Origin of the sequence: Pantoea sp. MT58 (genome assembly GCF_014495885.1) — a bacterium.
Taxonomy (GTDB): domain Bacteria; phylum Pseudomonadota; class Gammaproteobacteria; order Enterobacterales; family Enterobacteriaceae; genus Pantoea; species Pantoea eucalypti.
Genome location: NZ_CP061083.1, coordinates 691,164 through 716,912, shown reverse-complemented (window position 1 = coordinate 716,912; position 25,749 = coordinate 691,164). Strand labels below are relative to the sequence as shown.

The 25,749-nt window shown below is 55.8% G+C and carries 24 protein-coding genes and 1 tRNA gene; 9 read left to right on the top strand and 16 right to left on the bottom strand.

The annotated features are described in order from the left end of the window. Positions 1 to 46 precede the first annotated feature (46 nt). Positions 47 to 122 (bottom strand) — tRNA-Phe (locus IAI47_RS03430). Positions 123 to 345: 223 nt separating this feature from the next. Between IAI47_RS03430 and IAI47_RS03425 the strand changes: the two genes are divergently transcribed. Continuing rightward, on the top strand, positions 346 to 1,665 hold the full coding sequence (locus tag IAI47_RS03425; protein WP_003848556.1) for a PAS domain-containing methyl-accepting chemotaxis protein: 1,320 nt from the start codon (positions 346 to 348) through the stop codon (positions 1,663 to 1,665). A gap of 27 nt (positions 1,666 to 1,692) precedes the next feature. On the opposite strand, the gene mrdA is transcribed toward IAI47_RS03425, so the two are convergent. From mrdA to prfC, 10 genes are all read right to left on the bottom strand, one after another. Then, positions 1,693 to 3,564 (bottom strand): penicillin-binding protein 2, encoded by a 1,872-nt coding sequence (mrdA, locus tag IAI47_RS03420; RefSeq protein ID WP_008925702.1) that lies wholly within the window; start codon positions 3,562 to 3,564, stop codon positions 1,693 to 1,695. A gap of 220 nt (positions 3,565 to 3,784) precedes the next feature. Further along, positions 3,785 to 4,498, bottom strand: a complete 714-nt coding sequence (gene deoD / locus IAI47_RS03415; protein ID WP_003848553.1) for a purine-nucleoside phosphorylase — start codon at positions 4,496 to 4,498, stop codon at positions 3,785 to 3,787. Positions 4,499 to 4,524: 26 nt separating this feature from the next. Continuing rightward, positions 4,525 to 5,748, bottom strand: coding sequence for a phosphopentomutase (gene deoB, locus IAI47_RS03410; RefSeq protein WP_008925703.1), 1,224 nt, complete (start codon positions 5,746 to 5,748; stop codon positions 4,525 to 4,527). Positions 5,749 to 5,843: 95 nt separating this feature from the next. Continuing rightward, complete coding sequence (deoA, locus tag IAI47_RS03405) at positions 5,844 to 7,172, bottom strand: thymidine phosphorylase (protein ID WP_008925704.1); 1,329 nt, start codon at positions 7,170 to 7,172, stop codon at positions 5,844 to 5,846. Positions 7,173 to 7,233: 61 nt separating this feature from the next. Then, a complete protein-coding gene (gene deoC / locus IAI47_RS03400; protein ID WP_008925705.1) occupies positions 7,234 to 8,013 on the bottom strand; it encodes a deoxyribose-phosphate aldolase in 780 nt (259 codons plus the stop codon). A 248-nt stretch (positions 8,014 to 8,261) separates the two neighbouring features. After that, positions 8,262 to 9,059 carry a metal-dependent hydrolase gene (locus IAI47_RS03395; protein WP_008925706.1) on the bottom strand — a complete coding sequence of 266 codons (798 nt, stop codon included), beginning with the start codon at positions 9,057 to 9,059 and terminating at the stop codon, positions 8,262 to 8,264. Beyond that, entirely contained in the window at positions 9,056 to 10,108 is a 1,053-nt protein-coding gene (locus IAI47_RS03390) for a patatin family protein (protein WP_008925707.1), read from the bottom strand. The genes IAI47_RS03395 and IAI47_RS03390 overlap by 4 nt, the downstream gene beginning before the upstream one ends. Before the next feature lie 219 nt (positions 10,109 to 10,327). Continuing rightward, positions 10,328 to 10,489, bottom strand: coding sequence for a DUF1328 domain-containing protein (locus IAI47_RS03385; protein ID WP_003848537.1), 162 nt, complete (start codon positions 10,487 to 10,489; stop codon positions 10,328 to 10,330). Between the two features lie 99 nt (positions 10,490 to 10,588). After that, the gene (gene osmY, locus IAI47_RS03380) at positions 10,589 to 11,203 is read right to left on the bottom strand and encodes a molecular chaperone OsmY (RefSeq protein WP_003848532.1); all 615 of its coding nucleotides are present in this window, start codon (positions 11,201 to 11,203) and stop codon (positions 10,589 to 10,591) included. Between the two features lie 258 nt (positions 11,204 to 11,461). Next, positions 11,462 to 13,048: a peptide chain release factor 3 gene (gene prfC, locus IAI47_RS03375; RefSeq protein WP_008925708.1), complete on the bottom strand. Its 1,587-nt coding sequence runs from the start codon at positions 13,046 to 13,048 to the stop codon at positions 11,462 to 11,464. 308 nt (positions 13,049 to 13,356) lie between these two features. Between prfC and IAI47_RS03370 the strand changes: the two genes are divergently transcribed. From IAI47_RS03370 to IAI47_RS03340, 7 genes are all read left to right on the top strand, one after another. Continuing rightward, positions 13,357 to 14,208 (top strand): MurR/RpiR family transcriptional regulator, encoded by an 852-nt coding sequence (locus IAI47_RS03370; RefSeq protein ID WP_008925709.1) that lies wholly within the window; start codon positions 13,357 to 13,359, stop codon positions 14,206 to 14,208. Positions 14,209 to 14,458: 250 nt separating this feature from the next. After that, the gene (locus IAI47_RS03365; protein ID WP_008925710.1) at positions 14,459 to 15,286 is read left to right on the top strand and encodes a transporter substrate-binding domain-containing protein; all 828 of its coding nucleotides are present in this window, start codon (positions 14,459 to 14,461) and stop codon (positions 15,284 to 15,286) included. 3 nt (positions 15,287 to 15,289) lie between these two features. Beyond that, positions 15,290 to 15,919: a DUF1989 domain-containing protein gene (locus IAI47_RS03360; RefSeq protein ID WP_008925711.1), complete on the top strand. Its 630-nt coding sequence runs from the start codon at positions 15,290 to 15,292 to the stop codon at positions 15,917 to 15,919. Then, complete coding sequence (locus IAI47_RS03355; protein ID WP_008925712.1) at positions 15,903 to 16,550, top strand: urea carboxylase-associated family protein; 648 nt, start codon at positions 15,903 to 15,905, stop codon at positions 16,548 to 16,550. The genes IAI47_RS03360 and IAI47_RS03355 overlap by 17 nt, the downstream gene beginning before the upstream one ends. A gap of 6 nt (positions 16,551 to 16,556) precedes the next feature. Then, on the top strand, positions 16,557 to 17,207 hold the full coding sequence (locus tag IAI47_RS03350; RefSeq protein WP_003848526.1) for an amino acid ABC transporter permease: 651 nt from the start codon (positions 16,557 to 16,559) through the stop codon (positions 17,205 to 17,207). Continuing rightward, complete coding sequence (locus IAI47_RS03345; RefSeq protein ID WP_033743155.1) at positions 17,207 to 17,872, top strand: amino acid ABC transporter permease; 666 nt, start codon at positions 17,207 to 17,209, stop codon at positions 17,870 to 17,872. Before IAI47_RS03350 ends, IAI47_RS03345 begins: the two co-directional genes overlap by 1 nt. A gap of 13 nt (positions 17,873 to 17,885) precedes the next feature. Further along, positions 17,886 to 18,557, top strand: a complete 672-nt coding sequence (locus tag IAI47_RS03340) for a DUF1989 domain-containing protein (RefSeq protein WP_008925714.1) — start codon at positions 17,886 to 17,888, stop codon at positions 18,555 to 18,557. Positions 18,558 to 18,601: 44 nt separating this feature from the next. Here the strand turns inward: IAI47_RS03340 and IAI47_RS03335 are convergent, their stop codons facing one another. Genes IAI47_RS03335 through IAI47_RS03325 form a run of 3 tightly spaced genes read right to left on the bottom strand, consistent with a single transcriptional unit; the run spans position 18,602 to position 20,841 of the window. Next, the gene (locus IAI47_RS03335) at positions 18,602 to 19,705 is read right to left on the bottom strand and encodes a M20 peptidase aminoacylase family protein (RefSeq protein ID WP_008925715.1); all 1,104 of its coding nucleotides are present in this window, start codon (positions 19,703 to 19,705) and stop codon (positions 18,602 to 18,604) included. Positions 19,706 to 19,709: 4 nt separating this feature from the next. Next, on the bottom strand, positions 19,710 to 20,183 hold the full coding sequence (locus IAI47_RS03330) for a YjiG family protein (protein WP_003848518.1): 474 nt from the start codon (positions 20,181 to 20,183) through the stop codon (positions 19,710 to 19,712). Further along, positions 20,173 to 20,841 carry a nucleoside recognition domain-containing protein gene (locus IAI47_RS03325; protein ID WP_008925716.1) on the bottom strand — a complete coding sequence of 223 codons (669 nt, stop codon included), beginning with the start codon at positions 20,839 to 20,841 and terminating at the stop codon, positions 20,173 to 20,175. The genes IAI47_RS03330 and IAI47_RS03325 overlap by 11 nt, the downstream gene beginning before the upstream one ends. A gap of 488 nt (positions 20,842 to 21,329) precedes the next feature. Between IAI47_RS03325 and ftnA the strand changes: the two genes are divergently transcribed. Then, the gene (ftnA, locus tag IAI47_RS03320; RefSeq protein ID WP_003848509.1) at positions 21,330 to 21,836 is read left to right on the top strand and encodes a non-heme ferritin; all 507 of its coding nucleotides are present in this window, start codon (positions 21,330 to 21,332) and stop codon (positions 21,834 to 21,836) included. A gap of 60 nt (positions 21,837 to 21,896) precedes the next feature. On the opposite strand, the gene IAI47_RS03315 is transcribed toward ftnA, so the two are convergent. Next, positions 21,897 to 24,260 (bottom strand): TIM-barrel domain-containing protein, encoded by a 2,364-nt coding sequence (locus tag IAI47_RS03315; protein WP_008925717.1) that lies wholly within the window; start codon positions 24,258 to 24,260, stop codon positions 21,897 to 21,899. A gap of 10 nt (positions 24,261 to 24,270) precedes the next feature. After that, on the bottom strand, positions 24,271 to 25,581 hold the full coding sequence (locus IAI47_RS03310) for an MFS transporter (protein WP_003848505.1): 1,311 nt from the start codon (positions 25,579 to 25,581) through the stop codon (positions 24,271 to 24,273). Positions 25,582 to 25,749: the final 168 nt, after the last annotated feature.

The window sequence follows — 25,749 nt, the reverse complement described above, 5'->3', positions numbered from 1 at the left end:
CGCTCTATAAACGCAAAAACCCGCCAGAGGCGGGTTCTTTGAATTTTGGTGCCCGAACCCGGAATCGAACCAGGGACACGGGGATTTTCAATCCCCTGCTCTACCGACTGAGCTATTCGGGCAACGGGGCGCATTAAACCAAAGCGGCCCGGCAGCGTCAAACGCTTTTCGCCGAAACTCACTCGATTGACCGCTTTTCCATCAACTCAATGACTGGTTTTGAGCCGCCGCAAAAACCTCACGGCAAGCCGGATAAATTTCACTCAGCGGAGCGAGTTAAGGCTGCATTGTGCCGCGATTTTGCCGATATAGGATGCGAGACCAACACTAATAATAAGGATCGCTATGTTTTCCACCATTACATCAGGCATCGCTTCGCGCCATAGCTGGCAGAAGCGCTCACACTCAGTTGCCACGCTGAGCTCTCTCAACGGCTCCATCGCCATGATTGAGTTCTCTCCCGATGGCACCATTCTCAGCGCCAACGCGCTGTTTCTGGCGCGCATGGGCTACACGCTGGCTGAGATTGAAGGCCAGCACCACAGCCTGTTTTGCACTCCGGAACAGCTGCAGTCGCGGGAGTATCAGGATTTCTGGCTGCGACTGAACCGGGGCGAAAGCTTCAGCAATAAGTTTCTGCGTATGGCAAAAAACAGCCGCCCAATCTGGCTGGAAGCCAATTATGTGCCGGTACAGAACCGTCATGGCCGGGTGATCAAAATCGTCAAACTGGCGACCGACATCACCGGTCATATTAACGATGCGCATGAGCAGCGCGCCATCACCACCGCCATTGAACGGTCAATGGCAGTCATCGCCTTTAACCTTAAAGGTGAAGTGCTGAAAGCCAATGACAACTTCCTGAAAACCATGGGATACCGTCGTGAAGAGGTGGAAGGCATTCATCACAGTCGCTTCTGTTCGCAGGCCCTGCGTGAGAGCCGCGAATACAGTGAATTCTGGCAGCAGCTGAACCGGGGAGAATTTGTCTCGGGTCAGTTTCCCCGCGTGAATAAACGCGGTGAAACGGTCTGGTTGCGTGCCACCTACAATCCGGTATTTGACGAACAGGGCAGGCTCTACAAGATCGTTAAATTCGCCACCGATGTCACCGCACAGGTGGAAAAAAACCAGCAGGAGCATGACGCGGCACAGCGGGCTTATCACACTGCGCTGCAAACCGATCACAGCACAAAGCTGGGGGCTGATGTTATCGCCAGCAGTGTGCAGACCATGAACGCCCTGGCCGGTGAACTGCAGGGGATCTCGGGTGATATCACTGGCCTGAGTGAATCCTCCGATCGTATCGGCGCGATTGTGGAAGGTATCCGCCGGATAGCCGATCAGACTAACCTGCTGGCGCTGAATGCCGCAATCGAAGCCGCGCGTGCCGGAGCTCATGGCCGCAGCTTTGCGGTGGTCGCTAACGAAGTCCGCACGCTGGCGGCGAACATCAATCGCGCCACCAGCGACATTGAAAATCGGGTACAGCAAAACCACCTGCTGGCGAACCGGGCGCTGAAAGGGATTGAATCGAACCTGAAACGCGCCGATCAAGGCGTGCAGCTGGCCCAGGAGGCGGGCGGCGTGATTGCGGAAATCCGTGAAGGCGCAACCGACGTCGTGCGCGCCATCAGTCAGGTGACTAAAACACTTAAAGCCTGACACGTTGAGGGGGCAATCGCCCCCTTTTTACGGTGCAGGCTGAGCAGGTGCTTCGGGTGCTGAAGGAATAAAGATGTGATCCAGAATCGCCCGCATTACGGGTGCCGCAACAATCCCTTCATTACCGCCATTCTCCAGAATCAACGCCACCGCCACTTTCGGGTCATTAAACGGCGCAAAAGCGGTGTAGAAGATATGGTCACGCAGCCGCACCGGGATCATCTTCGCGTTATAAGTCTGGTTCTGGCGCAGGCTGAACACCTGCGATGTCCCACTCTTTGCAGCGATGCCATAAGGTGCCGTATGGAAATATTTATAACCTGTGCCATTTGGCGCGTTAGCCATGCCAAACATCGCGTGTCGAACCAGCGACCAGTAGGGTGAATGTGGATCGCCAATCTGCGCCTCGCGCTGCGCGGGATGGTAGTTCTCAACCAGCGTGCCACGCTGGGTTTTTTCCAGCAGATGCGGTGCAATGACCCGACCATTATTAATCAGCGCCACCATCGCCTTCACCATCTGAATCGGCGTCGCAACCCAGTAGCCCTGCCCGATACCCACAGACACTGTATCGCCCTGATACCAGGTCTTTTTATGGACCTTCTGCTTCCATTCACGGCTCGGCAGTAAGCCGCTGTACTCTTCATTGAGGTCGATGCCGGTCGACTTGCCATAGCCAAACTGGCTCAGCATGGTGTGAATCCGGTCGATGCCCATCATGAATGCCACCTGATAGAAGAAGGTATCGGCAGACTCTTCAATCGCCCGGGTAACATCCAGCATGCCGTGCCCGCTCTTTTTCCAGTCGCGATAGTGCCGGTCGGTGCCTGGCAGCGTCCAGGTCGGCGCGCCAAAGAACTGCGTTTGTGGCGTAATAACATGGGTCAGCAGCGCCGACATCGCCATATAGGGTTTCACCGTGGAGGCAGGCGGATAAAGGCCCTGCGTGACGCGGTTAATCAGCGGCAGGTCTTTATCCTGCAGCAGCTTTTTGTACGCCTGATAGCTGATGCCTTTTACAAAGGGGTTGGGGTCGTAACTGGGGCTGGAAACCATCGCCAGCACTGAGCCGTCGTGCGGATCTTCAACCAGCAGCGCCGCACGCTGTCCCGCCAGCAGACTCTCTATATATTGTTGCAGATGCAGGTCCAGCGTCAGCGTCAGGTTTTTACCCGCCACTGGCGGCACCTCTTTCAGCACCCGCACAATGCGGCCGTGGTTATCCACCTCCACTTCCTGATAACCCGGCTTGCCGTGCAGCAGCGATTCGTAATAGCCCTCAATCCCCTGCTTACCAATATTGTGGTCAGCGGCATAGTTTTCGGCGATGCCTTCTGCGTTCAGCCGTTTGTAGTCGCTGTCGTTGATTTTCGACACATAACCGAGCACGTGTGCCAGATCGGCGCCATAGGGATACTGGCGATCCTGATAGGTTTCCAGACTGGCACCGGTAAAGCGAAACTGATTAACTGCAAAGCGCGCGACCTGCTCTTCATTCAGCTCCTCTTTCAGCACCACCGGCTTGTAACGACTGGTCTGTTTCAGGGCACGGCGGAACGTATCAATCTCATCGGGCGTCAGATTAATTAAAGGTGTCAGCGCCCGCAGTGTGGCGTCCATATCGGTGATTTTGTATGGGGTCAGCGTAATGGCGTACCAGCTGACGTTGCGCACCAGCGGAATACCGTTGCGGTCATAAATCAGCCCACGCGTCGGGGCGATGGGGATCATCTTGATGTCGTTCTGGTTGGATCGCGTCTGGTAGTAGCTATGATCGCGCACCTGCAGGCGATAAAGGTTTACGCCAAGAATGGTGAAACAGATACAGACCAGAGCAAAGGCTATTGCGGCACGACGGGCAAACAGCTTCTCTTCAGCATCAAAGTTACGAAAGTTCATCAGGAGGCATATCAGGCGATTAATTTTTATCTGTTATTGCGCACTATGATAAGGCCCGGATGCAGAGGTGCCAGCGCGAAGATGCACAAGCCTCAGCAAAAGTGTGTCATTTGATGTGAATGTTACCGGGACGGCGAGGCGGGAAAATCAGATCCTCCCGCAAAGGAGGATCTGAACAGGGGATCGGATAGCGGGCGGGAACGATTACCCGCCGCGCGGATTAATCACCCAGCAGGACAGACTCCAGCGCAATCTTAATCATGTCGTTGAAGGTGGTCTGACGCTCAGCAGCAGTGGTCTGCTCGCCGGAACGGATGTGGTCGGATACAGTACAGATGGTCAGCGCTTTTGCACCGAACTCAGCGGCCACACCATAGATACCTGCAGCTTCCATCTCTACGCCGAGGATGCCATATTTTTCCATCACGTCGAACATCTGCGGATCCGGGGTGTAGAAGAGATCGGCAGAGAAGATGTTACCCACGCGCGCTTCAACGCCCAGGTTTTTCGCCGCATCAACCGCGTTACGCACCATGTCGAAGTCAGCAATCGCAGCGAAGTCGTGATCTTTAAAACGCATACGGTTTACTTTGGAATCGGTGCAGGCACCCATACCAATCACGATATCACGCAGTTTTACGTCGGCACGTACGGCACCACAGGAGCCCACACGGATGATCTTTTTAACGCCGAAGTCCGTGATCAGCTCTTTGGTGTAGATGGAACAGGAAGGGATACCCATTCCGTGACCCATTACAGAGACTTTGCGGCCTTTGTAGGTGCCGGTGTAGCCCAGCATGCCGCGCACGTTGTTCACTTCAACCGCGTTTTCCAGGAAGGTCTCTGCGATGTGTTTTGCACGCAGCGGATCGCCAGGCATCAGTACGACGTCAGCGAAATCGCCCATTTCAGCATTAATATGTGGGGTTGCCATTGTTTAATCCTTATTAAAGTGCTGATTTACAGCATGTTCTTGCCATAGTCCATCTCGGACAGGCCAAAGTAGTGTGCAATTGTCTGACCAATATCGGCGAACGTTTCACGGTATCCCAGTGAACCCGGCTCCACTTTCGGTCCGTAGATCAGAATCGGAATGTGCTCACGCGTGTGTTCGGTGCCATGCCAGGTAGGGTCACAGCCATGGTCAGCCGTCAGTATCAGAATGTCATCTTCGCCAACCAGCGCCATCAGCTCAGGCAGACGGCGGTCAAACAGCTCCAGACCACCCGCATAACCGGCTACATCGCGACGATGTCCCCAGGTTGAGTCGAAATCAACGAAGTTGGTGAAGACTATCGACTGATCCGGCGCGATTTTCATCTCCTGAATCGTCGCATCAAACAGCGCATCCAGACCGGTCGCTTTGACCTTTTTGGTGATGCCCTGCTCAGCATAGATATCCGCGATTTTACCCACGGAGATCACATGACCGCCCTTCTCGTCCACCAGCTTTTTCAGCATAGTGGCAGATGGCGGCTCAACGGCCAGGTCGTGACGGTTGCCGGTACGTTCGAACTGACCCGCTTTGTCACCCACAAACGGACGGGCGATAACGCGGCCAATGTTGTAGCCACCTTCAGTCAGCTCTTCACGGGCAATTTCGCACAGCGCATAGAGACGATCCAGACCAAAGGTCTCTTCGTGACAGGCGATCTGGAACACCGAGTCGGCAGAAGTATAGAAAATCGGCTTGCCGGTTTTCATGTGCTCTTCGCCCAGCTGGTCGAGAATCACTGTACCGGAAGAGTGGCAGTTACCGAGATAGCCCGGCAGGTCTGCACGCTCAACCAGCTTGTCCAGCAGGTCCTGCGGGAAGCTGTTCTCTTTGTCGCTGAAGTAGCCCCAGTCAAACAGCACCGGCACGCCGGCAATCTCCCAGTGGCCTGACGGTGTATCTTTACCTGACGAAAGCTCGCTGGCGTACGCGTACGCGCCAGTAATCTTCGTTTCAGGATCCAGGCCTGGCGGGAAGCGGCCGGTAGACAGTTCAGCGGCTTTGCCCAGACCCAGCGCGGTGAGATTAGGCAGATGCAAAGGACCTTTACGCCCCTTGTCTGCTTCACCGTTAAAACAGGCTTCGGCGATATGACCTAAGGTATCTGAACCCACGTCACCGAATTTATCGGCATCTTTACTGGAGCCAATTCCAAAGGAATCGAGCACCATAATAAAAGCACGTTTCATGCAAGTCTCCTGCGCTATGGCGCGTGACAAGTCAAAAAAAAGCGATCAGATCAGTATACCCGAATGCATCACGGCTGGCACCGGTTACTGGTCAGTTAGCTGATATCGCTCACACGGCGATAGACAACCGGCGTCTCAGCTGGCGCGGAATCCCCGAGTACCAGTGCGGCTTTAACCGCAGCGGCAGCCTGCTGCCATTTGTCTTCGCTGCTGGCGTGAATCATCGCCAGCGGACGCTGCGCATCGGCACGCTCGCCCAGGGTGATCATCTCACTGAAGCCAACGCTGTAATCGATGCTGTCGCTGGCACGCTGACGTCCGCCGCCCATCGCCACAACCGCCAGGCCCAGCGCACGAGTATCCATGCTGCTGACGATGCCTGGCTGGTCGGCGTAGACCGGTTTACTCAGCATCGCCTGGGGCAGATAAGTGTCATAGCGTTCAATGAAATCAGTCGGTCCCTGCTGGGCAGCCACCATGCGACCAAACACCTCGGCGGCTTTGCCGTTATCCAGCACCGTCATCAGCTTCTGACGTGCTTCGGCATCGCTGGCAGCCAGTTTGCCGGAGATCAGCATTTCACTGCAGAGCGCCAGCGTCACTTCCAGCAGGCGCGGATTGCGCTGCTCGCCGGTGAGGAAACGAACCGCTTCACGCACTTCAAGTGCGTTACCGGCTGAGGAGGCAAGAACCTGATTCATGTCTGTCAGCAGCGCGGTGGTCTGGCAGCCGGCACCATTGGCGACGCCCACAATCGACTGCGCCAGACTCTCTGATGCTTCATAGGTGGGCATAAACGCGCCGGAACCCACTTTGACATCCATCACCAGCGCATCCAGCCCTTCTGCCAGCTTCTTCGCCAGAATCGAAGCGGTGATCAGCGGAATGGAATCGACGGTAGCGGTGATGTCACGCGTGGCGTAGAAGCGCTTGTCCGCCGGTGCCAGCGAGCTGGTCTGGCCGATAATCGCCACACCGACCTGCTTAATGATTTCGCGGAAGCGGTCATCGCTGGGGAAGATATCGAAGCCCGGAATCGCTTCCAGTTTATCCAGCGTGCCGCCGGTATGGCCAAGGCCGCGACCGGAGATCATCGGCACATATCCGCCGCAGGCGGCAACCATCGGACCTAACATCAGCGACGTTACATCGCCGACGCCGCCGGTCGAGTGCTTATCCACCACTGGCCCGTTAAGGTTGAGTGATTTCCAGTTAAGCACCGTACCGGAATCACGCATTGCCATGGTCAGCGCGACCCGTTCTGGCAGCGTCATATCGTGGAAGTAGATGGTCATCGCCAGCGCGGCGATCTGACCTTCCGAGACGGTGTTATCACGCACGCCATTAATGAAGAAGCGAATCTCCTCTTCAGTCAGCGCATGGCCGTCACGTTTTTTGCGAATAATTTCTTGTGGCAGGAACAAGGTAGCCCCCTGGTCAGGGAAAACAGGATGGGGAACAGGCGGTCACCGACCGCCTGAGGGATCAGTAACCCGCTTTGCTGGTGTCGCTGTCGTGACCCAGCGTGTTAAGCAGGCTCGCCAGCAGGCTTGATGCACCAAAGCGGAAATGGCGCGCATCGGCCCAGTCGGCACCCAACGTATCTTCTGCCATTTGCAGATAGATCGCGGCATCTTCAGCGGTACGTACGCCGCCCGCAGGTTTAAAGCCAACCTGCTTACTGACGCCTTTGTCACGGATCACATTCATCATGATCTGCGCCACTTCTGGCGTAGCGTTAACCGGCACTTTACCGGTAGAGGTTTTGATGAAATCAGCGCCGGCATCAATGGCAATTTCGGAGGCCTGACGGATCAGCGATTCCTGTTTCAGCTCACCGGTTTCGATGATCACTTTCAGCAGCACGTCCGCTTCAGCACAAGCGGTTTTACAGGCTTTCACCAGATCGAAACCGACCTGACTGTTACCGGCGATCAGTGCGCGGTACGGGAACACCACGTCCACTTCATCGGCACCGTAAGCGATAGCGGCGCGGGTTTCGGCCAGTGCAATGTCGATGTCGTCATTGCCGTGTGGGAAGTTGGTCACCGTGGCGATGCGGATCTCCGGGGTGCCCTGCTCGCGCAGCGTTTTACGCGCGATCGGAATAAAGCGCGGATAGATACAGATTGCCGCAGTGTTGCCTGCCGGAGATTTAGCCTGATGACACAGGGCGATCACTTTTGCATCGGTGTCGTCGTCATTCAGGGTGGTCAAATCCATCAGTTTCAGGGCGCGCAGGGCAAGGTGTTTGATATCGGTCATGAGGCTCTCCAAAGGATTGGGGTGCAACCCACCGGCTTGCCGGCGGAATGTTATAATAATAACACTCTGAAGCGGCCTGATATGTGCCAGCAGTCACATTGGAATAAGAAAATGGTGCAATCCTGCCACATGAAACGTGACTGAAATCGCAAATTACACTACCTGAGGACGATTATACGCCAGCCGGTGTAATGTTACTATTATCACATTTTAGCGCAAGGGGTCGCGTTCAGGCGAAAGGCGGACAGTCAGTTACGCAGCGCCGGGAAAGCGGGATCGAGCTGAAACAGCTGCTGGCTGTTGTGCCACAGCGCATCGGCAATCTCTTCAGGTGACTCATTGCGCAGGCTGCAGAGCACTTGCCACACCTGACGCGCCCGTTCCGGACGGTTTGGCTGGCCCTGGAAACCCTGCAGCGGCATATCGGGTGCATCGGTTTCCAGCAAAAGCGAAGAGAGCGGCAGTTGCGCCACGGTCTGACGGGTCTTGCTGGCGCGTTCATAGGTAATGGTTCCGCCAACGCCAATCGCATAACCCAGCTTAATAAAGGCCTGTGCCTGTTGCAGGCTGCCAGCGAAACCGTGCACCACACCACGGCGCGGCAGATCGTGACGACGCAGAATCTGTGCCAGTTTGTCATGGGTCCGGCGCGAATGCAGGATCACCGGCAACGCATAACGCTTTGCCAGCTTAAGCTGTGATTCAAGAAAGCGCTGCTGCTTATCAAAATGCGGATCGTCGCGATAGAGATCCAGCCCGATCTCACCGATCGCCACCAGTTTACGCGGCCGCTGTTGCAGTAAGGTTTCCAGCTGATCGAGATGGGCGTTCTGATGATGTTCGATGACAATCGGATGCAGGCCCAGCGCCGCGTACAGCGGCGGATGTGCTGCGGCCAGCGCACAGACCCGTTCAAAACGGCTGGCATCAATCGCCGGGATGATGATCTTCTCCACGCCCGCCTCAGCGGCGCGCGCCAGACTGGCGGCGATATCCCCTTCGAACGGTGGAAAGTCGAAGTGACAGTGCGTGTCGATAAACCTCATGCCAGCGATCCTTTGTCGTAATCCGCATCATTGTCCGCCAGCGGAGGTGTGATGATCAACCGGGTATCGGGCGCATTGGCGACCGGCGCAGGCGGCGTAACGACCCGCGCTGAGACCATCGGTTCTGCATCACTCAGCCACTGGCCCAGCGTAGCGAGGAAATAGCGACCACAGCGCCGTCCCAGATGGTAATCCTGATTCAGTGCCGCGATGCTGCTGCCCAGCGCACTGCTGGCCAGTACGTGGGGCGGGAAAATTTCAATGATGCGTAAATCATCGGGGGGATTCTCAATAAACTGCTGAATTTCCCGATAGCTCTGCTCATGCTTATTCAGGACGTTAATCATCGGCTGCAGCGCGCCGGTGCTGAGCCAGCGCTCCATGCGCTTAAACCATTTCGGGGTATAGAACATCTGCGACGGCACGGTGCGAATCACCACAATCGTATCGGCTCCGCGTCGGGCGGCTTCACGCACCGGAATGGCATCGCTGATGCCGCCATCGTGATAACTGATCCCTTCCAGATTGACGCCCAGCCGGTAAAAACCGGGAATGGCACTGGAGGCTTTAATCAGATCCAGCCAGTTATCCGCCGTGGGATTAAAATAACCGGGCGTATAGTCATCGCTGCGGCAGGCGCACATATAGAACTCACGGCCGCTGGAGAACAACGGTTCCGCACTGCTCATCGCCAGCGGGAATTCACTGCGGGTGATATCGATCAGCCAGTCGAGATCGATCAGATTGCCCCCACGCACAAAGCGCAGCGGATCAAAAAAGAGTTTACTGGTTGTGTATCGGGTAATGACACGACGGGCATACCCATGCTGGCCACAGACAAAGGCTGAGAGATTTTGCGCACCGGCAGAGGTACCGAGCATCAGATGAAAGGGATTAAATCGGGCGCGCTGGAATTCGTCTAAAACGCCTGCGGTGAAAATGCCGCGCTGACCGCCGCCTTCACACACCAACGCAATTTTCTGAGATTTAAAGGGTGTCAGGGCCAGAGGTTCAATGGCGCCGAGTGTAACAGGAATGCGTATACCCACTGTGCGAACCTCAAAAAGGGTTCCGGGTATGCTGGAGGATCGATCCGTTTATGACGGCAGCATGCCGGAGAACCAGTCAACTATTCCTTTAACCGGCAGGCCAGCGGTGCTGGCTTACCTTGCAGCGATGTGAAAGTGTCCCTCTCTTCACGTCAGTCGCTACAGATGACTGGTCTCCGCTCTATGCTTTGCGTTGCATTAGACTGCAGAACTCATCGGCTAAAGCTTTTTACGGCCGGTAAACAGGCTGATGAGGAACAGGATAATACCAACGACGAAGACAACTTTAGCTGCCCATGCTGCTGTGCCCGCTAAACCGCCAAAACCTAATGCTGCAGCGATCAGTGCGATCACCAGAAAAATAATGCCCCAACGAAACATAAGCCTCTCCTTACCCTATTTAAAAATCGAACTGCTTAGTTTATCCCCGGATGGGTATCTTTTATTCGTGTGGCCACCTGAGCGGCCACACGTTAGCTATTAAGATTTAACCGTCAGGTCATTCTTAACGCTTTTCACGCCTTCAATGGCTTTAGCGATGCTTTCTGCACGATCTGACTGTGCCTGATTAGCAACATGCCCTGAAAGCTGAACAACACCGTCGGTAGTTTCAACTTTTACGTTGCGCGACGGAACAATGTCATCTGCTAATAGCTTAGCTTTAATTTCGCTGGTCGTTGCGGCATCACCGGCATAACCTTTCACTGAAGATGATTTGCTGTCTCTGACGTGTAGTTTGTCGCTGACGGATTTAACACCTTCGATTTTCTGCACCACAGCGACCGCTTTTTCAGCCTGGTCCTGTGAGGTGACGAAACCGCTTAAGGTCACGACGCCGCTATGCGTTTTTACCGAGATATCCGTGCTTTTAATTGCGTCGTCATCTACCAGCGCTGCTTTAGCTTTGGCAGTGATGCCGCTGTCATCCATATAACCATCGACTTTTTTCATAGAACTATCGATTTTCGAACCCGCGCTGTCGGCTGTCTGTGACGCTTTCTGCGACATTGATTCGTCAGCCAGTGCGCTGCCGCTGATCAGTGCTGAGCCAATCATGGCGGCCATCAGGGTTTTAGCAATCTTAGTCTTGTTCATCGATATCTTCCTTCTATCAGTTAACTCACCCAAAACTGTGGGCGAAACAGAGGCAACAAAGGCCGCTGCGTAACAGGACGTAAGGACAAGAGAAGTCTCTTCCGCCGTCCGATAGAGTAATCATAGACGGCATTTTGCAATTTGCCTGGCTAACTGGTTGATCACACGTCAAAACAGAAGAAAAACAGGGTTTTTAGGAGGAGTCTGGAAGGGGGAAAACAGGGCCATTCCCAGCTGGAATGGCCCGGAAACAGGCGATTAGTGCTCGCGCGTTTTGCGGAAACGGACGTCAGGATAACGTTCCTGAGTAATATTAAGATTAACCATGGTTGGTGCGATATAAGTCAAATTATCACCGCCATCAAGCGCCAGGTTAACTTCATTCTTACGCTGGAAGTCATCAAACTTTTTAGCATCGTCGCATTCAACCCAGCGCGCCGTTGAGACGTTAATCGCTTCGTAAATGGCTTCAACGTTATATTCGCTTTTCAGACGTGCCACTACCACATCGAACTGCAGTACCCCGACCGCGCCAACAATCAGATCGTTGTTATGCACCGGACGGAACACCTGCACGGCACCCTCTTCCGACAGCTGAACCAGCCCTTTCAGCAGCTGTTTCTGCTTCAGTGGATCGCGCAGACGAATACGACGGAACAGTTCTGGCGCGAAGTTCGGAATACCGGTGAACTTCATGTTCTCACCCTGCGTGAAGGTGTCGCCAATCTGAATCGTGCCGTGGTTGTGCAGACCAATGATATCGCCGGGATAGGCTTCCTCAACGTGTGAACGGTCGCCCGCCATAAAGGTCAGGGCGTCTGAGATCACCACATCTTTGCCGGTACGCACCTGACGCAGCTTCATCCCTTTTTCATATTTACCGGAGACCACACGCATAAAGGCCACACGGTCGCGGTGTTTCGGGTCCATATTGGCCTGGATCTTAAACACGAAGCCGCTGAACTTCTCTTCTTTCGCTTCTACCGTGCGGGTGTCGGTGTCACGCGGCATAGGACGTGGCGCCCACTCAACCAGTCCGTCCAGCATATGGTCAACGCCAAAGTTACCCAGCGCGGTGCCGAAGAAGACAGGTGAGAGTTTGCCGCTCAGGAAAGCTTCCTGCTCAAATTCGTGCGAGGCGCCCTGCACCAGCTCCAGCTCTTCACGCAGCTGTGCGGCCAGCTCTTCACCGACGGCAGTGTCGAGATCCGGATTATCCAGCCCCTTCACGATGCGGACATCCTGAATGGTGTGGCCTTTACCGGTCTGGTAGAGATAGGTCTCATCTTTGTAGAGGTGATAAACCCCTTTGAACAGCTTGCCGCAGCCGATAGGCCAGGTGATCGGTGCGCAGGCAATTTTCAGCTCGCTTTCCACCTCATCCAGCACTTCCATTGGATCGCGGATATCACGGTCAAGTTTGTTCATAAAGGTCAGGATCGGCGTATCGCGCAGACGGGTGACTTCCATCAGCTTACGGGTACGATCCTCGACGCCTTTCGCGGCATCAATCACCATCAGACAGCAGTCAACGGCGGTCAGCGTACGATAGGTATCTTCCGAGAAGTCTTCGTGACCTGGGGTATCCAGCAGGTTTACCAGGCTATCACGGTAAGGGAACTGCATCACCGAGGTGGTAATGGAGATACCACGCTGTTTCTCCATCTCCATCCAGTCCGACTTGGCGTGCTGGTTAGAGCCACGGCCTTTTACGGTACCGGCGGTCTGGATAGCCTGTCCGAACAGCAACACTTTTTCGGTAATGGTGGTTTTACCGGCATCCGGGTGCGAAATGATCGCGAAGGTGCGGCGGCGTGCCACCTCTTCTAAAAAGGGATTAGACATGGAATTCTTCTCAATAGGCAGCGCAACGTACTGGCGCTGCTGATAAATCACGGTGGCCGGCAGAACCTTACCGGCGGGTAAACGGTGCCAAAAACGATCTTTTATCGTTGGCGGGTCAGCGCGACGTTACATTGGCGTGAAGTCCGGTTACCTGGTCAGCTTTAAGGCGGCATAGCATACAATATTTTGCGCGCGGCGGCGAACAGCGGCGGAGGAAATTGTTGCCTGCCTGCGCGCAAAGGTCAAAACAGATGACAACCCGGCACACACTGTGCAGGATAAGGTTTTTCATTTTCAGGGAATCCCCCATGAGCGCCAAACCGGTCCCCCTCGAGGGCCGTATTCGACAATACTGGGATGAGCTTTCCCTTCACGAACAACGGCTGGCGGAGGTGCTGCTCGCGGCTCCCGGCCAGCTGGCGATGAATACAGCCACAGAACTGGCGCAGAGCGCAGGTGTCTCCAAAGCCACCGCTACCCGTTTTTTTCGTCATCTCGGCTATGAAAGCTACGAGGCGGCGCGTCGTCAGGCGCGCGAGATGCAGAACAGCGGATCGCCACTTTATCTGCACTCCGGCGTCAGCGCTTCCCCACTCGACAGCCTGATGCAGCAGCATCTTGAAAAAGAGATTGCCAATCTGGTCAATACCTTCCGCTCGCTGGATGGGGAAACACTACAGGCGTGCGTTGAGGCGATAGCGCAGGCGCGCCGCATCGTGGTGCTGGGCTGGCGTCACAGTCAGACTATTGCTGCCCTGATTTATCGCAATCTGCTGCACGTTCATCCCGGCGTTACGCTACTACCACGCGCGGGCGATTCTCTGGCCGAACAGCTTGCGACGCTCGGCCCGCAGGATATGGCAATCTGCGTCGGTCTCCGCCGCCGTATGCCCGCGCTGGATACGGCAATGGCAGCACTCAGCGTGCAGCAGGTTCCCATGCTCTATCTCTCCGATGCGCTGGCGGGAAAACCTGCACGCCACGCGTGCTGGACACTGCGCTGCCATACCGATAGCACTCTGATTTTTGACAGCACGGTGGCGCTCTCCGGCGTCTGTAATCTGCTTTGCTCGCTGGTAGCACGCCATTCAGGTAAGGCCGGTAGCGAACGCCTTGCCGCAATTGAGGTGCTGCACCAGCAACTCGACGAGCTGGAATAGTGCGCTACGCTGACGCATTTTTGTTCATCTGACGCCCTGTAAAGGTGCGCCGCTGTCCGGCGTGCCAGCCCTCTTAACCTCCTCACAGAAACAAAAGAAAAATAAATATCATTATATGAAACTCATGTTTCTCACTGATTCTGTTTACAAAAGCAGGTAGCGCATCAGCCATCTGCTTCATCACTGTTACAACGTGGCACAAAAACTGCTCAGGTACAGGTGACCATCACCCATACCAGGGACCACCATAATGAAAAAAATTGCACTGCTCATCGCCGCACTGCTTGCCGTCAGTGCGGCGCAGGCTGATACGCTAACGGACATTAAAAGTGCCGGCAAAATCACGGTCGGCATCGACCCGACCTTCCCGCCCTATGAATACACCAGTGATAATGGCGAGGTCACCGGTTACAGCGTGGCCATCATGCGATCGTTTGCCGACGATCTCGGCGTGAAACTGGTGTTTCAGAAAACCGCCTTCAGCGGCATTCTTCCCGGTCTGATCTCAGGATCTTTTAACGCGGAAGGATCATCACTCAACGTCACCGCAGAGCGCGCAAAGAAAGTGCTGTTTACCGTGCCCTACAGCAAAACCGTTAACGGTGTCCTGATGCGTAAAAGCGACGCCGAAAAGATCAGCAAATCCGGACTCTCTCCTGAGCGCCTGTCAGGACTGCGTGGCGCAGTGAAGAGCGCCAGTGTGCCGGAGCAGTTGCTGAAAAGCTTCAATGAGGCGCTGAAGAAAGCGGGTAAACCGCCCATTACCATCATCAGTGTCGATACCCTGGATCAAACCGTCAGTACGCTGATGACAAAACGCGCTGACTTTGTGCTGGATGATATTGCGGTGCTGGCACCGATCGTGAAGAAGTATCCCGACAAATTAGTACAGGCCGGAGAAGTGGGCCCTTCGCAGTGGATGGCCTGGGCCACGCGTAAAGAGGATCTCAGCCTGAACAAGGCAATCAGTGATCATATTCTGGCCATGCAGCAGAGCGGTAAACTTGCTGCACTGCAGAAGCACTATCTCGGCACCACTTTTACCGTGCCCGCCACCAACTTCATTCCCGCGGAGTAAGCGATGAGCCCTCTCTCTTTCACCATACCCGCCGGGCACGGCCGCACTTTTCTGGTTCGTAAAGGCCAGCTGATTACCATCATCGACAGCGAGGGCCAGCAGGCTGCCGATTTCGTTGCGGTGAATGCAGCGAATCATGATGAGAAACTCTCGCCGGTGCATACCCGCCAGCATCTTCGCTCGCTTTTCTTCAGACAGGGGGATTCACTCTGGTCCAGCGAAAATCGGCCGCTGCTGCGCATCGTCTCCGACACCATTGGTATTCACGATGCCAACGTCCCAGCCTGCGATCGCACCCGTTTTAGTGTCGATTTCGGTGTGGAAGGCCATCGCAACTGCGTCGATAACCTGCTGGAAGGGATGAAGGCGCACGGCATCACCTATTACGCATTGCCGGAACCCTTCAACCTGTTTCAGAACGGCCCGGTGACGGCCGATGGCCGCATGGAAGTTACCGATCCCCACAGTCAGGCCGGTGACAGGATCGTCTTCGAGGCGCTGTGCGATCTCATCTGCGCCGTCTCATCCTGTCCTCAGGACATCATTCCCGGTAATGGCCTGCAGGTCACGCCGATCGCCATTGAGATCCATGACAGCGAACCTGCGGAGGTCACCCATGCTGCTTATGCGTGAAGGTTTTACAGAAGATGCACCGCGTTCGGTTGCCGCCCCGCTCACCGTCGCGGCGGGCAGTGTGGGTTCGATTCAGGTTCTGCGGGGCCAGCTGCTGCGCATCAGCGCGCTGGCACCGGGCGCTGTGGCATCGCTGTTCGGTTTCAGCCTTGTGGATCCGGCGGTATGGCTCTCTGTTCATCACACCCGCGTATTCAGCAACAGTTATCTGCTCGGCTCCGGCATGCGCCTGGTAAACAATCGCCGCCGCCCGATGATGGTGCTGGGCAAAGATAGCGTAAAGCGCCATGACCTGCTGCTGCCCGCCTCAACGCGCGACTTCCTGGCCTCGCGGGGGTATCAGGATGAGGGGTGTGTGGAGGCAGTCAGTCGCGAGCTGTCGCGTCTCGGCATCCGGGCACCGAAGCTGCCAGACCCCATCAATCTCTTCATGCACGTCAGACTAACGCAGGCGGGAGAGATACTGCCCGAACCCAACCTGACCCGGGCTGGCGACGCGATTACCTGCCGCGTCACCATGGATATGCAGTTTGTCGTTTCTGCCTGCAATACCGGTATTGAGGGTAATGACCAGCCTGCGCCGCTTCGCCTTGCCGTTGCGGAAAATCTTTTCGATTTTAACGAGGATTAGTGGGTGATGGGGCTGAATGAACAGGTGGTCAGCGCCCTGCCCGAACTGGGACATGGTCTGCTGATGACGCTCTCACTCACGCTGCTGGCGGCGCTGCTTAGCCTTGTGATGGGCCAGCTTGGCTGTTTTCTTCAGCTGCGCCGCTTCTGGTTGTGGCGCTGCGCAGGCCGCCTCTATATCAGCCTGATGCGCGGCACTCCCGCCATCGTGCAGCTGTTTGTGGTCTTTTTCACCCTGCCACGTCTTGGTCTTGGTGGACATCCCATGCTGGCGGCGGTGATCGCCATTGGATTCAATAGTGGCGCTTACGTGGCTGAGATTCTGCGCGTGAATCAGAGCCTGGTGACGCGCGGTCAGCGCGAAGCGGCACGCACACTGGGACTGAGCCGGTGGCTGACCTGGTGGTATGTAATCAACCCGCAGGTCGTGCGATCGAGCCTGCCGATGCTGGTGAGCGAATTTACTATTCTGCTCAAGACCACGCCACTGGCGTCGGTGGTGGCGCTTACCGAACTGACCTACGCCGGACAGATTGTGATCGCACGTACCTATGAGGCAACCCAGGTATTACTGCTGGTCGCGGCGGGCTATCTGTTAATCGCGCTGCCGCTGATGCGCATTGCCCGCCGGCTGGAACTCAGAGGGAAACGCCTATGATGGACTGGCAGGCGATTCTTACAGCACTGCCCTCACTGGGCGAGGGGATGGCGGTGACGCTGCAACTCTGCGCCGTCGCTGCATTATGCTCGTTATTGTGGGGCATCATTATGGCGATCGGTATGCTGCGCGCTCCCCATTTCTGGCGAAAGCTGTTGCGTTTATACAGTGCGCTAACCCAGGCGCTGCCGTTGCTGGTGGTGATCTATCTGCTCTATTTCGTGTTGCCAGACTATAACATCACCCTCAGCTCGCCGCAGGCAGGCGTGCTGGCGCTGACGCTCTACTACGCCCCTTACGTTGCCCAGGTTATACGCAGTGCGATTGAGACGCTGCCGCGCGGTCAGTGGGAGGCGTGTCGCGTGCTCGGGCTGAGCCGGATGGAGCAACTGCGTGATGTGGCACTTCCGCAGACGCTGCCACAGATGCTCTCCCCGCTGGTCGGGTTGCTCATCGGTCTGATCAAGGATTCCGCGCTGCTCTCCATCGTCTCAGTACAGGAGTTTATGTACGCAGCTAAGGAAGCGATCTCCGAGACCTATGCTCCGCTGGAGATCTACCTCACCGTAGCGCTCAGCTACTGGGCACTCAACAGCCTGCTCGACGGGCTGACCCGCCGCATTGAATTTCGCATGACGCGCTACCGGCGCACCTTGCCACATTAGTCAGGAGAATCTTATGTCAGCTGAATATCCGCAGCGCGATACGCTGCTTATCCCCGCGCGTCACGGTAAAGCCGTTTTACTGCGCAAAGGCGAAGCGGTGCAGGTCATTAATCTGCACGGCACACAGGTCGTGGATTGCTGGGCGTATAACGCAAACGACCTGACTGAATATATGTCGATGGAGGCGACACGCGTCTGGAACCAACGCCTCAATCCTCACGTTGGTGACAGTTTTATCACCAGCCAGCGCCATCCTATCCTGACGCTGGTTGCAGATACCTCGCCGGGCGTACACGACACCTTTATGGCAGCATGCGATGCACGCCGTTATGAGCTTCTGGGGTGTACCGAACCGCACCGAAACTGCCATGACAATCTGTTTGAGAGTATGGCGGCGCTGGGCGTAAAGCTGCCGCACGGCAATCTGGCGTCGTTTAATATCTTTATGAATATTCAGGTGCAGTCAGACGGCATGACGCTAAAAACGCTGCCGGTTGTGACGCGTCCGGGAGACTACATCATCCTCCGCGCCGAGATGGATTGCTATGTCGCCTTTTCCGCCTGCCCGCAGGATATCGTCAGCATTCAGGGGGCGGGCGACAATACCCCACGTGATGCGGAACTGCGTATTCTCACAGGAGGATTTCCGCAACCCCAACTGGCCGGACCGTGGGTGCCAGCCTGACAGAATGACGTTGCCCGCCGCAAGGAGACGGGCAACGTTAATCTCTATCCCAGCACCTTTCTGACACAGGCTTTAAAGATCTGCACGCCAATTTCCAGTGAGCTGAGATCAAAACGCATATCAGGATGATGCAGTCCTGGCGTCAGGTTGGTACCCAGCCCCCAGAAGCCCGCTTTCACACCCGGACGCTTCACCGGATAGTAGAAAAAGTCCTCGCTGCCTGGTGTGGTGCGGGTCGACAGTGCGCCCTCTTCGCCCAGCACCTCGACGATGGCGGCGCGGATCACCGCCGTCGCCTCATCATCAATCTCGGCGGCGGGCATCTCTTTCAGCACGCGGACCTCAGCAGTGGCACCCAGTGCCGCCACGCTGTGAGTGATGGCACGCGTAACCTGCTCTTTCAGCAGCGTCATCGGCCCGTTCTCCTGCGAACGCAGATCCCAGACTACGCGCGCTTCATCCGGCACCGAGTTGGTGACACCCGCATCGCACAGGAAGCGAGTCGCTTTGACGCTCCAGGTCAGGCCGGGCGAAAGATGGATAGCGTTAACCGCCTGCACTGCCTGTACGGCCGCATCCAGCGCATTCACACCCAGATGCGGACGCGCCGCATGGGCGGGCTGGCCTTTGATGGTGGCTTCGAGCGTGCTGCAGGCGGAGTACAGTACCGCAGGCACCGCCTGGCCGACGACACACTCCTCCAGCGGACGCAGGTGGAAGCCAAGAATCATCTCCACATCATCCAGAGCGCCACCTTCGATCATTGCCAGCGCCCCGGCACCCAGCTCCTCGGCGGGCTGGAACAGGATCTTCAGCCGGCCACGTTTCACCGTGCCCTCCTGCAGCAGCGCCGTCGCCGCCGTCAGCACGACCGATGAGTGACCGTCGTGACCGCAGGTGTGACGCGCGCACGGCACGCCATCAATGATGTGACCCAGTGCATCCATATCCGCGCGCAGTGCCAGCACCGGACCCGGAACACCGCTGTCGATCTCCGCCACAATACCGGTGGTGTTATTGATGTTACGCGTTACCTTCAGGCCCGCTTTCTCCAGCTGGTCCGCGATATAAGCCGAGGTTTTCACCTCCTGAAAACCCAGCTCCGGAATTTCATGCAAATAGTGGTAATGCTCTAAAACCTCAGACACAGCGTTACTCCTGAATAAACAGACGCATAACAGACATTGCGATCAGCGCGTTAATGATGCTCACCAGCATCAGCAGCGGCCAGTATTTTTTGGGCACATCAGCCACGCCCAGCAGCCGCCCCATATATTGCAGCTGCGATCCCATCAGGAAAATTGCCGGGGCCAGAATCGTAATATCCGCACCGGTCAGCAGTCCTTTGGTCAGCAGGCTGACCGCGACACCCGTGCCTGCCGACGATGAGAGCCACGCGGTGAGCAGCACAGTAATCGCCTCACCCGGCAGACCAAACAGCCCCATCACCGGCGCAAAAACATGCCCGAGAAACTGCATGATGCCGAGCAGATTCAGCACCTCAGCCAGCACATACGCCATCACCACATTCGGCATGAGATTATGAATGGCGATGTGAAAGCCTTTACGCGCGCCGGTTACAAACACATCAAAGGGATTACTGCTGGTTGCGATTTTATTTTCCATCAGCGAAATCCTTTTTATAAACACTGTTTAACACAGCGCGCGTTATCGCCGCACCGACAAATTTAAGAACAAACATTAATAACAGCGGAATAATAATCGGCAGTGTCATGGAGGCGAACAGCGCTGAACCGATGGCGAAGTAATTATTGATTAACCCGGCACCGGAATATTGCCAGGCACTCATGACGACCACCTCTTTTTTGCTGATCTGCTTTTGATCAGCCATCTCTTTGGTTAATGCCGCGCCCGCATCTGTGCTTTGCAGGTCGGTGATTAACGCCAGACCGCAATGGCCAGGTAATCCCATCAGCGGTTTAAGCAAAGGTGTCAGCAACCGGTGCGCTGCGCGAATCGCGCCATAGTGGGTGAAGATTTCCAGCACGCCCAGCGCCAGCATCACCGTGGGCGTCAGCGACAGCGCAAACAGGAAACCCGCTTTGGCGCTGAGTCCGCCAGCGCCCAGAAAGGTGTTACTGGCGGGATCTTTCATGGTACCAAAGCTGCCGCCCAGGGTGGTGAAGTCGAACGCACCCAACCATGAAAGGCCCTCGACGTGATAAAACAGCCCTGAAAAAAACAGAATGGCAAAAATTAACGACACATAACTGCCTTTGGTCGCCGTTATTTTCACCGGATTAACCACACTCTCGTCTGACATTTCTTTCTCCTGATAACTGCCTTGCCGAAAATTCCCTGGCATTGCAAATTTCAACGTTGGGAAGTGAGTTTCAAGCAGGATTTATGCCAGAGCAGTTGTGAATATGATTATTACTGTCTCGTCTGTCGCAATGGGACGTTTTATTCATGCCGGCTATATACTTTTATTCAGAATAACGTTGTTATACCGCAACGTTATATTTTCGGGTCGTCATCAGAATGCGGTTATTTGACCTGTCGCTGCAGCGCCTGCACCAGCATGAACACCCCCGGTCGCACTATCATGGTGCTGATTACCCTGAATTAATTGGCCGGCAAAGTATGATGCAGGATGAGAATTGGTCGCATTCAATTTCCGAAATAATTCTATTTAAATCAATCAGATAAAATAGCTTATTTTGCCGAAAAGGCTTCACATTACGCACATGTTTGATGCATAATTCACCGACTTTACATCTGTATTTAACATCTTCTTAAAAGGACTCGGCCATGCTGACTGCTGAAATGACTGGGCGTTTAAACGACCAGCTGAACCTGGAATTTTTCTCTGCCAATCTTTATCTGCAAATGAGCGCCTGGTGCAGCGACAAAGGCTTTGAGGGTGCCGCTTCCTTCCTGAAGATGCATTCACGCGAAGAGATGCAGCACATGCAGCGTCTGTTTGACTACCTGAGCGATACCGGCGGCATGCCGGTGCTGGGTACCATTGCCGCACCACCCGTCGCCTTTACCTCGCTGAATGAAATTCTGCAGCAGGCGCTGGAGCATGAGCAGCTGATCACCAGCAAAATCAATGAGCTGGCCCACGCTGCTATGACTTCACAGGACTACTCTACTTTCAACTTCCTGCAGTGGTATGTGGCTGAGCAGCACGAAGAAGAGAAGCTGTTCAAAACTGTGCTGGATAAACTGGCGCTGGTCAGCAACAGCGGCAACGGTCTGTTCCTGGTCGATAAAGATCTGGGCCGCATGAGCACCGAGAATCACGCAGAATAATATTTATCGGCCCCTTTTCGGGGCCGATCTTATTTCCGTCTTGCTGACACTACTGCACCGCTATTCCAGCCGGTAACTTGCCGCTTTATCGCCATTCACCCACAGCTCACGATGTTCGCCTTCAGGCAATAACAGCGCGATCTCGCGCCAGGCGGGCTGGTAATCGCCACGTTTTTCCACCGTCAGGTCGATTCGGCTAGCGCTGCTGCACAATGTCCAGCTTAGCCACAGTGCATTGCCCTGCTGCCAGCCGTGGCTCTCACCATCGTCATCAAACATTTCGCCCTGAGTCGTTATGCCTTCTGGCGCTGGCCACAGTTGCCACTGCCGTACCGTGTCGCGGCGGGCATCCGTCGTGGTTTCACATTCGCCCAGTGGGATGATCGCACCAGCCCGCACCAGCAATGGCAGCCGATCCAGCGGTGCATCCAGCGTGATGGTTTCGCCGCCCGCAAACGCTTTACCGCTGTGCCAGTCATACCAGCCCCCACGGTTACGCGGCAAATAGACATCGCGGCTGCACGCGCCCTGCTCTACGACGCTGGCAACCAGCAGATCGCGACCCAGCATAAAGTCATCACACTCCTGATAAGTCTGCGGGTCCTGTTCATGATCGAGGAAGGTCGGACGCAGCATTGGCTCATCTTCTTCGCTCGCCTGCCACGCCAGATTGTAAAGGTAAGGCATCAGCCGATAGCGCAGGCGGATCGCCTCGCGGATCATCGGTGTCACTTCCGGATACATCCACGGCTCGTTCACCGTGTGATCGTCATTCCATGAATGGATGGTAAAACGCGGATGCATCACGCCATTCTGAACCCAGCGCACAAACAGCTCGGCATCAGGCTTATCGCCAGAGAAGCCGCCGACATCGTGTCCGACGTTAAACAGCCCGGACAGGCTCATGCCCAGCCCCATGCGGATGTTGTAGCGCAAAGTCTGCCAGCTGGTGCGATTATCGCCGCTCCAGGTCTGCACATAGCGTTGCATTCCGGCACAGCCGGAACGGGAGATCAGATAAGGGCGTTTGTCTGGCGCAAACTGCTGCTGGGCTTCCATCGAGGCGCGCATCATCAGCAGCGGCATTACCGGACGGATATGCTTGATAGCAATCGGCTGACCGAAACCGTGACAACGCGCTTCGCCATCCCACACCTCATATTCGTTGTTGTCGTTCCAGGTGGAATCGATGCCCTTTTCCAGCAGCTGTTGAGTCACATTCTCCTGCCACCAGCGCACCGCCTGCGGATGGGTGAAATCAAGGTGCGATCCCTCGTCATCCCAGAACACCGATCGCTCCGGGCGATCCTGCTCAGAGTCACAAATAAACAGCCCCTGTGATGCGACTTCCTGATAGCGAGGATGATCCTGCAGCAGACAGGGCTTGATGTTGGCCGCCAGCTTCATGCCGGCACGATGAAACGCGTCGCTCAGCGCATTGGGATTCGGGACTTTGTCGTAGTTCCAGTTGAAGACGTAGCGCTTGTTATTAATCGAGGTATAACCGGATGAGAGCTGGAACGAGTCGCAGGGAATCTCATGCTCGCGACACAGACGGATAAAGGATTGCAGCTGCTGCTGTGCGTCCGGCGCGTCGGTGTAATGCATGGTTGAACCGCTGTAACCCAGGCTCCACTTCGGCTGAAACAGCGTGCGTCCGGTCAGGCGTACAAAAGCTTTGGTCACGTCGAGCAGCGTCGGGCCGAGCATCATGTAGTAATCGAGATCGCCCGCCTCGGCGCGGTAACGGCGATAAGGCAGATGGTAGTTATCCAGCTCATTCCCCAGATCGAGCCAGCTGCTGCTGAGGTTGTCGTAAAACAGGCCGAAGCTGACGCCATCGCGCTGCGTCAGGGTAAACGGAATATGTTTGTAGAGCGGATCGGTACTGGCGGCGTTGTAGCCCATGGCGTCGAGATTACGCATCTCAAAGCGACGGTTAACGCGGTTCAGGTCGCCACTCTTCTCACCCAGACCATAGACCCGATCCTGCGGCTGACGACGCTGATAGTGCTCGACCCCGTCGCCGTGTGCATTCAGCAGATAAGCGCCGGTGTGCCGATCGGCTGTCAGGGGCTGCCAGCTCTCGCCGTCAAACTGCTCCCAGCTCAGGCAGAGCGGCTGATGCACGGTGACGCGCAACTGTTGCGTGCTGAGACGCAGTTGCTGCGCATCGTGCTCCACCTGAAACGTCGGTAATGTAAAACCATCCAGCGCCTCGCGGTCACGTCCTTCCCAGGGCACATCCTGACCGGGCGCAATACTCCAGGTGCGGTTCAGCGCCAGCTCACCGTCGCGTTTCAGCAGCACACGCATCAGCTTCTCTTCCAGCACATAAAGCCGCAGGAAATGACGATCGTCGACCTTGAGCTCAACAAAATGATCGGCCTGCTGATGCAGCGTCCAGTTCTTCAGGGTTTTCATCGCGATATCCTTATGGGTTAGCAGGGCGCTGGCGGCGTTCGGCGATCAGCATCACCAGGAAAACGGCACCGATCAGGTCAAAAAAGCCCATCGCCACAAACAGCGGATTGAAGCCGATGGTATCGGCGGTGACACCGATAATCAGCGAGAAGATAAAGCTGGCGATCCAGGCGCAGGAGCCGCGCATGCCGTTGACAGTGGCCATCTGGCGGCGATCGAAACGCTCGACCACCAGCGCACTCAGCATGCAGGAAATCACCTGATGGCCAAAGCCACCAACGGAAATCAGGGCAATGGCCAGCCAGGGATCTTTCACCAGCGTCATCAGCGCCAGCGAGACCATCAGCAGGGCGCCGGTCACCGAACTGGCGACGATCGAGTTGACGCGGGTCATGCCAAACCAGCGCACATAGATTTTGGTCAGATAACCGCTGGCGACGCTGCCGAGGTCGGCAGCCAGGAATGGCAGCCAGGCGAACATCACGATCTGCTTGAGATCCATGCCGCGCTCATTGGCCAGATAGAGTGGCACCCAGAAGCTCAGCACCGCCCAGGCCGGTTCGGCCAGAAACGCAGGAATCGCAATGCCGTAGAATTTCTTCTCTTTACCAATCACTTTCAGCGCGGTGAAGAACGGCAGTTTTTCACCGATGGCTTCATTATCCTGATTAATAAAGGCACGCTCTTCATCAGAGAGACGAGGATGGCTCTCCGGCGAGTGATAGCCCCACCACCAGAGTCCCACCCACAGCAGGCCCAGGCCGCCGGTCAGCAGAAATGCGCCCTGCCAGCCAAAAGTAATATGCGCGACATAGATAATCGGGGGAGCCAGCATGGCACCAATCGAAAAGCCGACACCTGCCCAGCCCGCCGCAACCGGGCGCTCCTTTTTGGGAAACCAGTCACCAATCGCTTTGGCGTTAGCCGGTGTGGCCGCCGCTTCCGACGCACCCATGACGAAACGCAGCAGCGCCAGATGCAGCCAGCTTCCCGCACCGGCGTGCAGCAGACAGGTCACCGACCAGATAAGCGCGCAAATCAGGAACCCCATCTTCAGTCCGATCACATCGATCAGCCAGCCGCAAACAGGCTGAAACAGGGTGTAAGCCAGCTGAAACGCAGCGACCACCCAGGAGTACTGCTCGGTACTCATATGCAGACTGTTTTTCAGTTCCGGTGCCAGAATGCCGAGCGAGTTGCGGGTGATGTAGTTGACGGTCACACCCAGCAGGAACATTCCCAGCATCCACCAGCGTAAATTTTTAATCACGCGCACCGTGCGTGACGCACTGATGGGTTTCGTTGTTGATTCGAGGCTCATTGTGCCACTCCTGATTACCATTGATGACGCACACCGCCAGCTGGCGTACCGCGTGTCCTTTTCACGAACTTAGAAAAGTGCGAAACGTGGGTACAGCCACTTTTTTGCAACGATTTTCATGGCAGGCTTTAACCCGACAGAAATGGGCACTGAAACGCTTATCTGACG

What these genes read in the sequence shown, in the direction of transcription:
- IAI47_RS03425 (WP_003848556.1), top strand. Translation starts at nt 346, where the DNA reads ATGTTTTCCACCATTACATCAGGCATCGCTTCGCGCCATAGCTGGCAG.
- mrdA (WP_008925702.1), bottom strand. Translation starts at nt 3,564, where the DNA reads ATGAACTTTCGTAACTTTGATGCTGAAGAGAAGCTGTTTGCCCGTCGT.
- deoD (WP_003848553.1), bottom strand. Translation starts at nt 4,498, where the DNA reads ATGGCAACCCCACATATTAATGCTGAAATGGGCGATTTCGCTGACGTC.
- deoB (WP_008925703.1), bottom strand. Translation starts at nt 5,748, where the DNA reads ATGAAACGTGCTTTTATTATGGTGCTCGATTCCTTTGGAATTGGCTCC.
- deoC (WP_008925705.1), bottom strand. Translation starts at nt 8,013, where the DNA reads ATGACCGATATCAAACACCTTGCCCTGCGCGCCCTGAAACTGATGGAT.
- IAI47_RS03395 (WP_008925706.1), bottom strand. Translation starts at nt 9,059, where the DNA reads ATGAGGTTTATCGACACGCACTGTCACTTCGACTTTCCACCGTTCGAA.
- IAI47_RS03385 (WP_003848537.1), bottom strand. Translation starts at nt 10,489, where the DNA reads ATGTTTCGTTGGGGCATTATTTTTCTGGTGATCGCACTGATCGCTGCA.
- osmY (WP_003848532.1), bottom strand. Translation starts at nt 11,203, where the DNA reads ATGAACAAGACTAAGATTGCTAAAACCCTGATGGCCGCCATGATTGGC.
- prfC (WP_008925708.1), bottom strand. Translation starts at nt 13,048, where the DNA reads ATGTCTAATCCCTTTTTAGAAGAGGTGGCACGCCGCCGCACCTTCGCG.
- IAI47_RS03370 (WP_008925709.1), top strand. Translation starts at nt 13,357, where the DNA reads ATGAGCGCCAAACCGGTCCCCCTCGAGGGCCGTATTCGACAATACTGG.
- IAI47_RS03365 (WP_008925710.1), top strand. Translation starts at nt 14,459, where the DNA reads ATGAAAAAAATTGCACTGCTCATCGCCGCACTGCTTGCCGTCAGTGCG.
- IAI47_RS03360 (WP_008925711.1), top strand. Translation starts at nt 15,290, where the DNA reads ATGAGCCCTCTCTCTTTCACCATACCCGCCGGGCACGGCCGCACTTTT.
- IAI47_RS03355 (WP_008925712.1), top strand. Translation starts at nt 15,903, where the DNA reads ATGCTGCTTATGCGTGAAGGTTTTACAGAAGATGCACCGCGTTCGGTT.
- IAI47_RS03350 (WP_003848526.1), top strand. Translation starts at nt 16,557, where the DNA reads ATGGGGCTGAATGAACAGGTGGTCAGCGCCCTGCCCGAACTGGGACAT.
- IAI47_RS03345 (WP_033743155.1), top strand. Translation starts at nt 17,207, where the DNA reads ATGGACTGGCAGGCGATTCTTACAGCACTGCCCTCACTGGGCGAGGGG.
- IAI47_RS03340 (WP_008925714.1), top strand. Translation starts at nt 17,886, where the DNA reads ATGTCAGCTGAATATCCGCAGCGCGATACGCTGCTTATCCCCGCGCGT.
- IAI47_RS03330 (WP_003848518.1), bottom strand. Translation starts at nt 20,183, where the DNA reads ATGGAAAATAAAATCGCAACCAGCAGTAATCCCTTTGATGTGTTTGTA.
- IAI47_RS03325 (WP_008925716.1), bottom strand. Translation starts at nt 20,841, where the DNA reads ATGTCAGACGAGAGTGTGGTTAATCCGGTGAAAATAACGGCGACCAAA.
- ftnA (WP_003848509.1), top strand. Translation starts at nt 21,330, where the DNA reads ATGCTGACTGCTGAAATGACTGGGCGTTTAAACGACCAGCTGAACCTG.
- IAI47_RS03315 (WP_008925717.1), bottom strand. Translation starts at nt 24,260, where the DNA reads ATGAAAACCCTGAAGAACTGGACGCTGCATCAGCAGGCCGATCATTTT.
- IAI47_RS03310 (WP_003848505.1), bottom strand. Translation starts at nt 25,581, where the DNA reads ATGAGCCTCGAATCAACAACGAAACCCATCAGTGCGTCACGCACGGTG.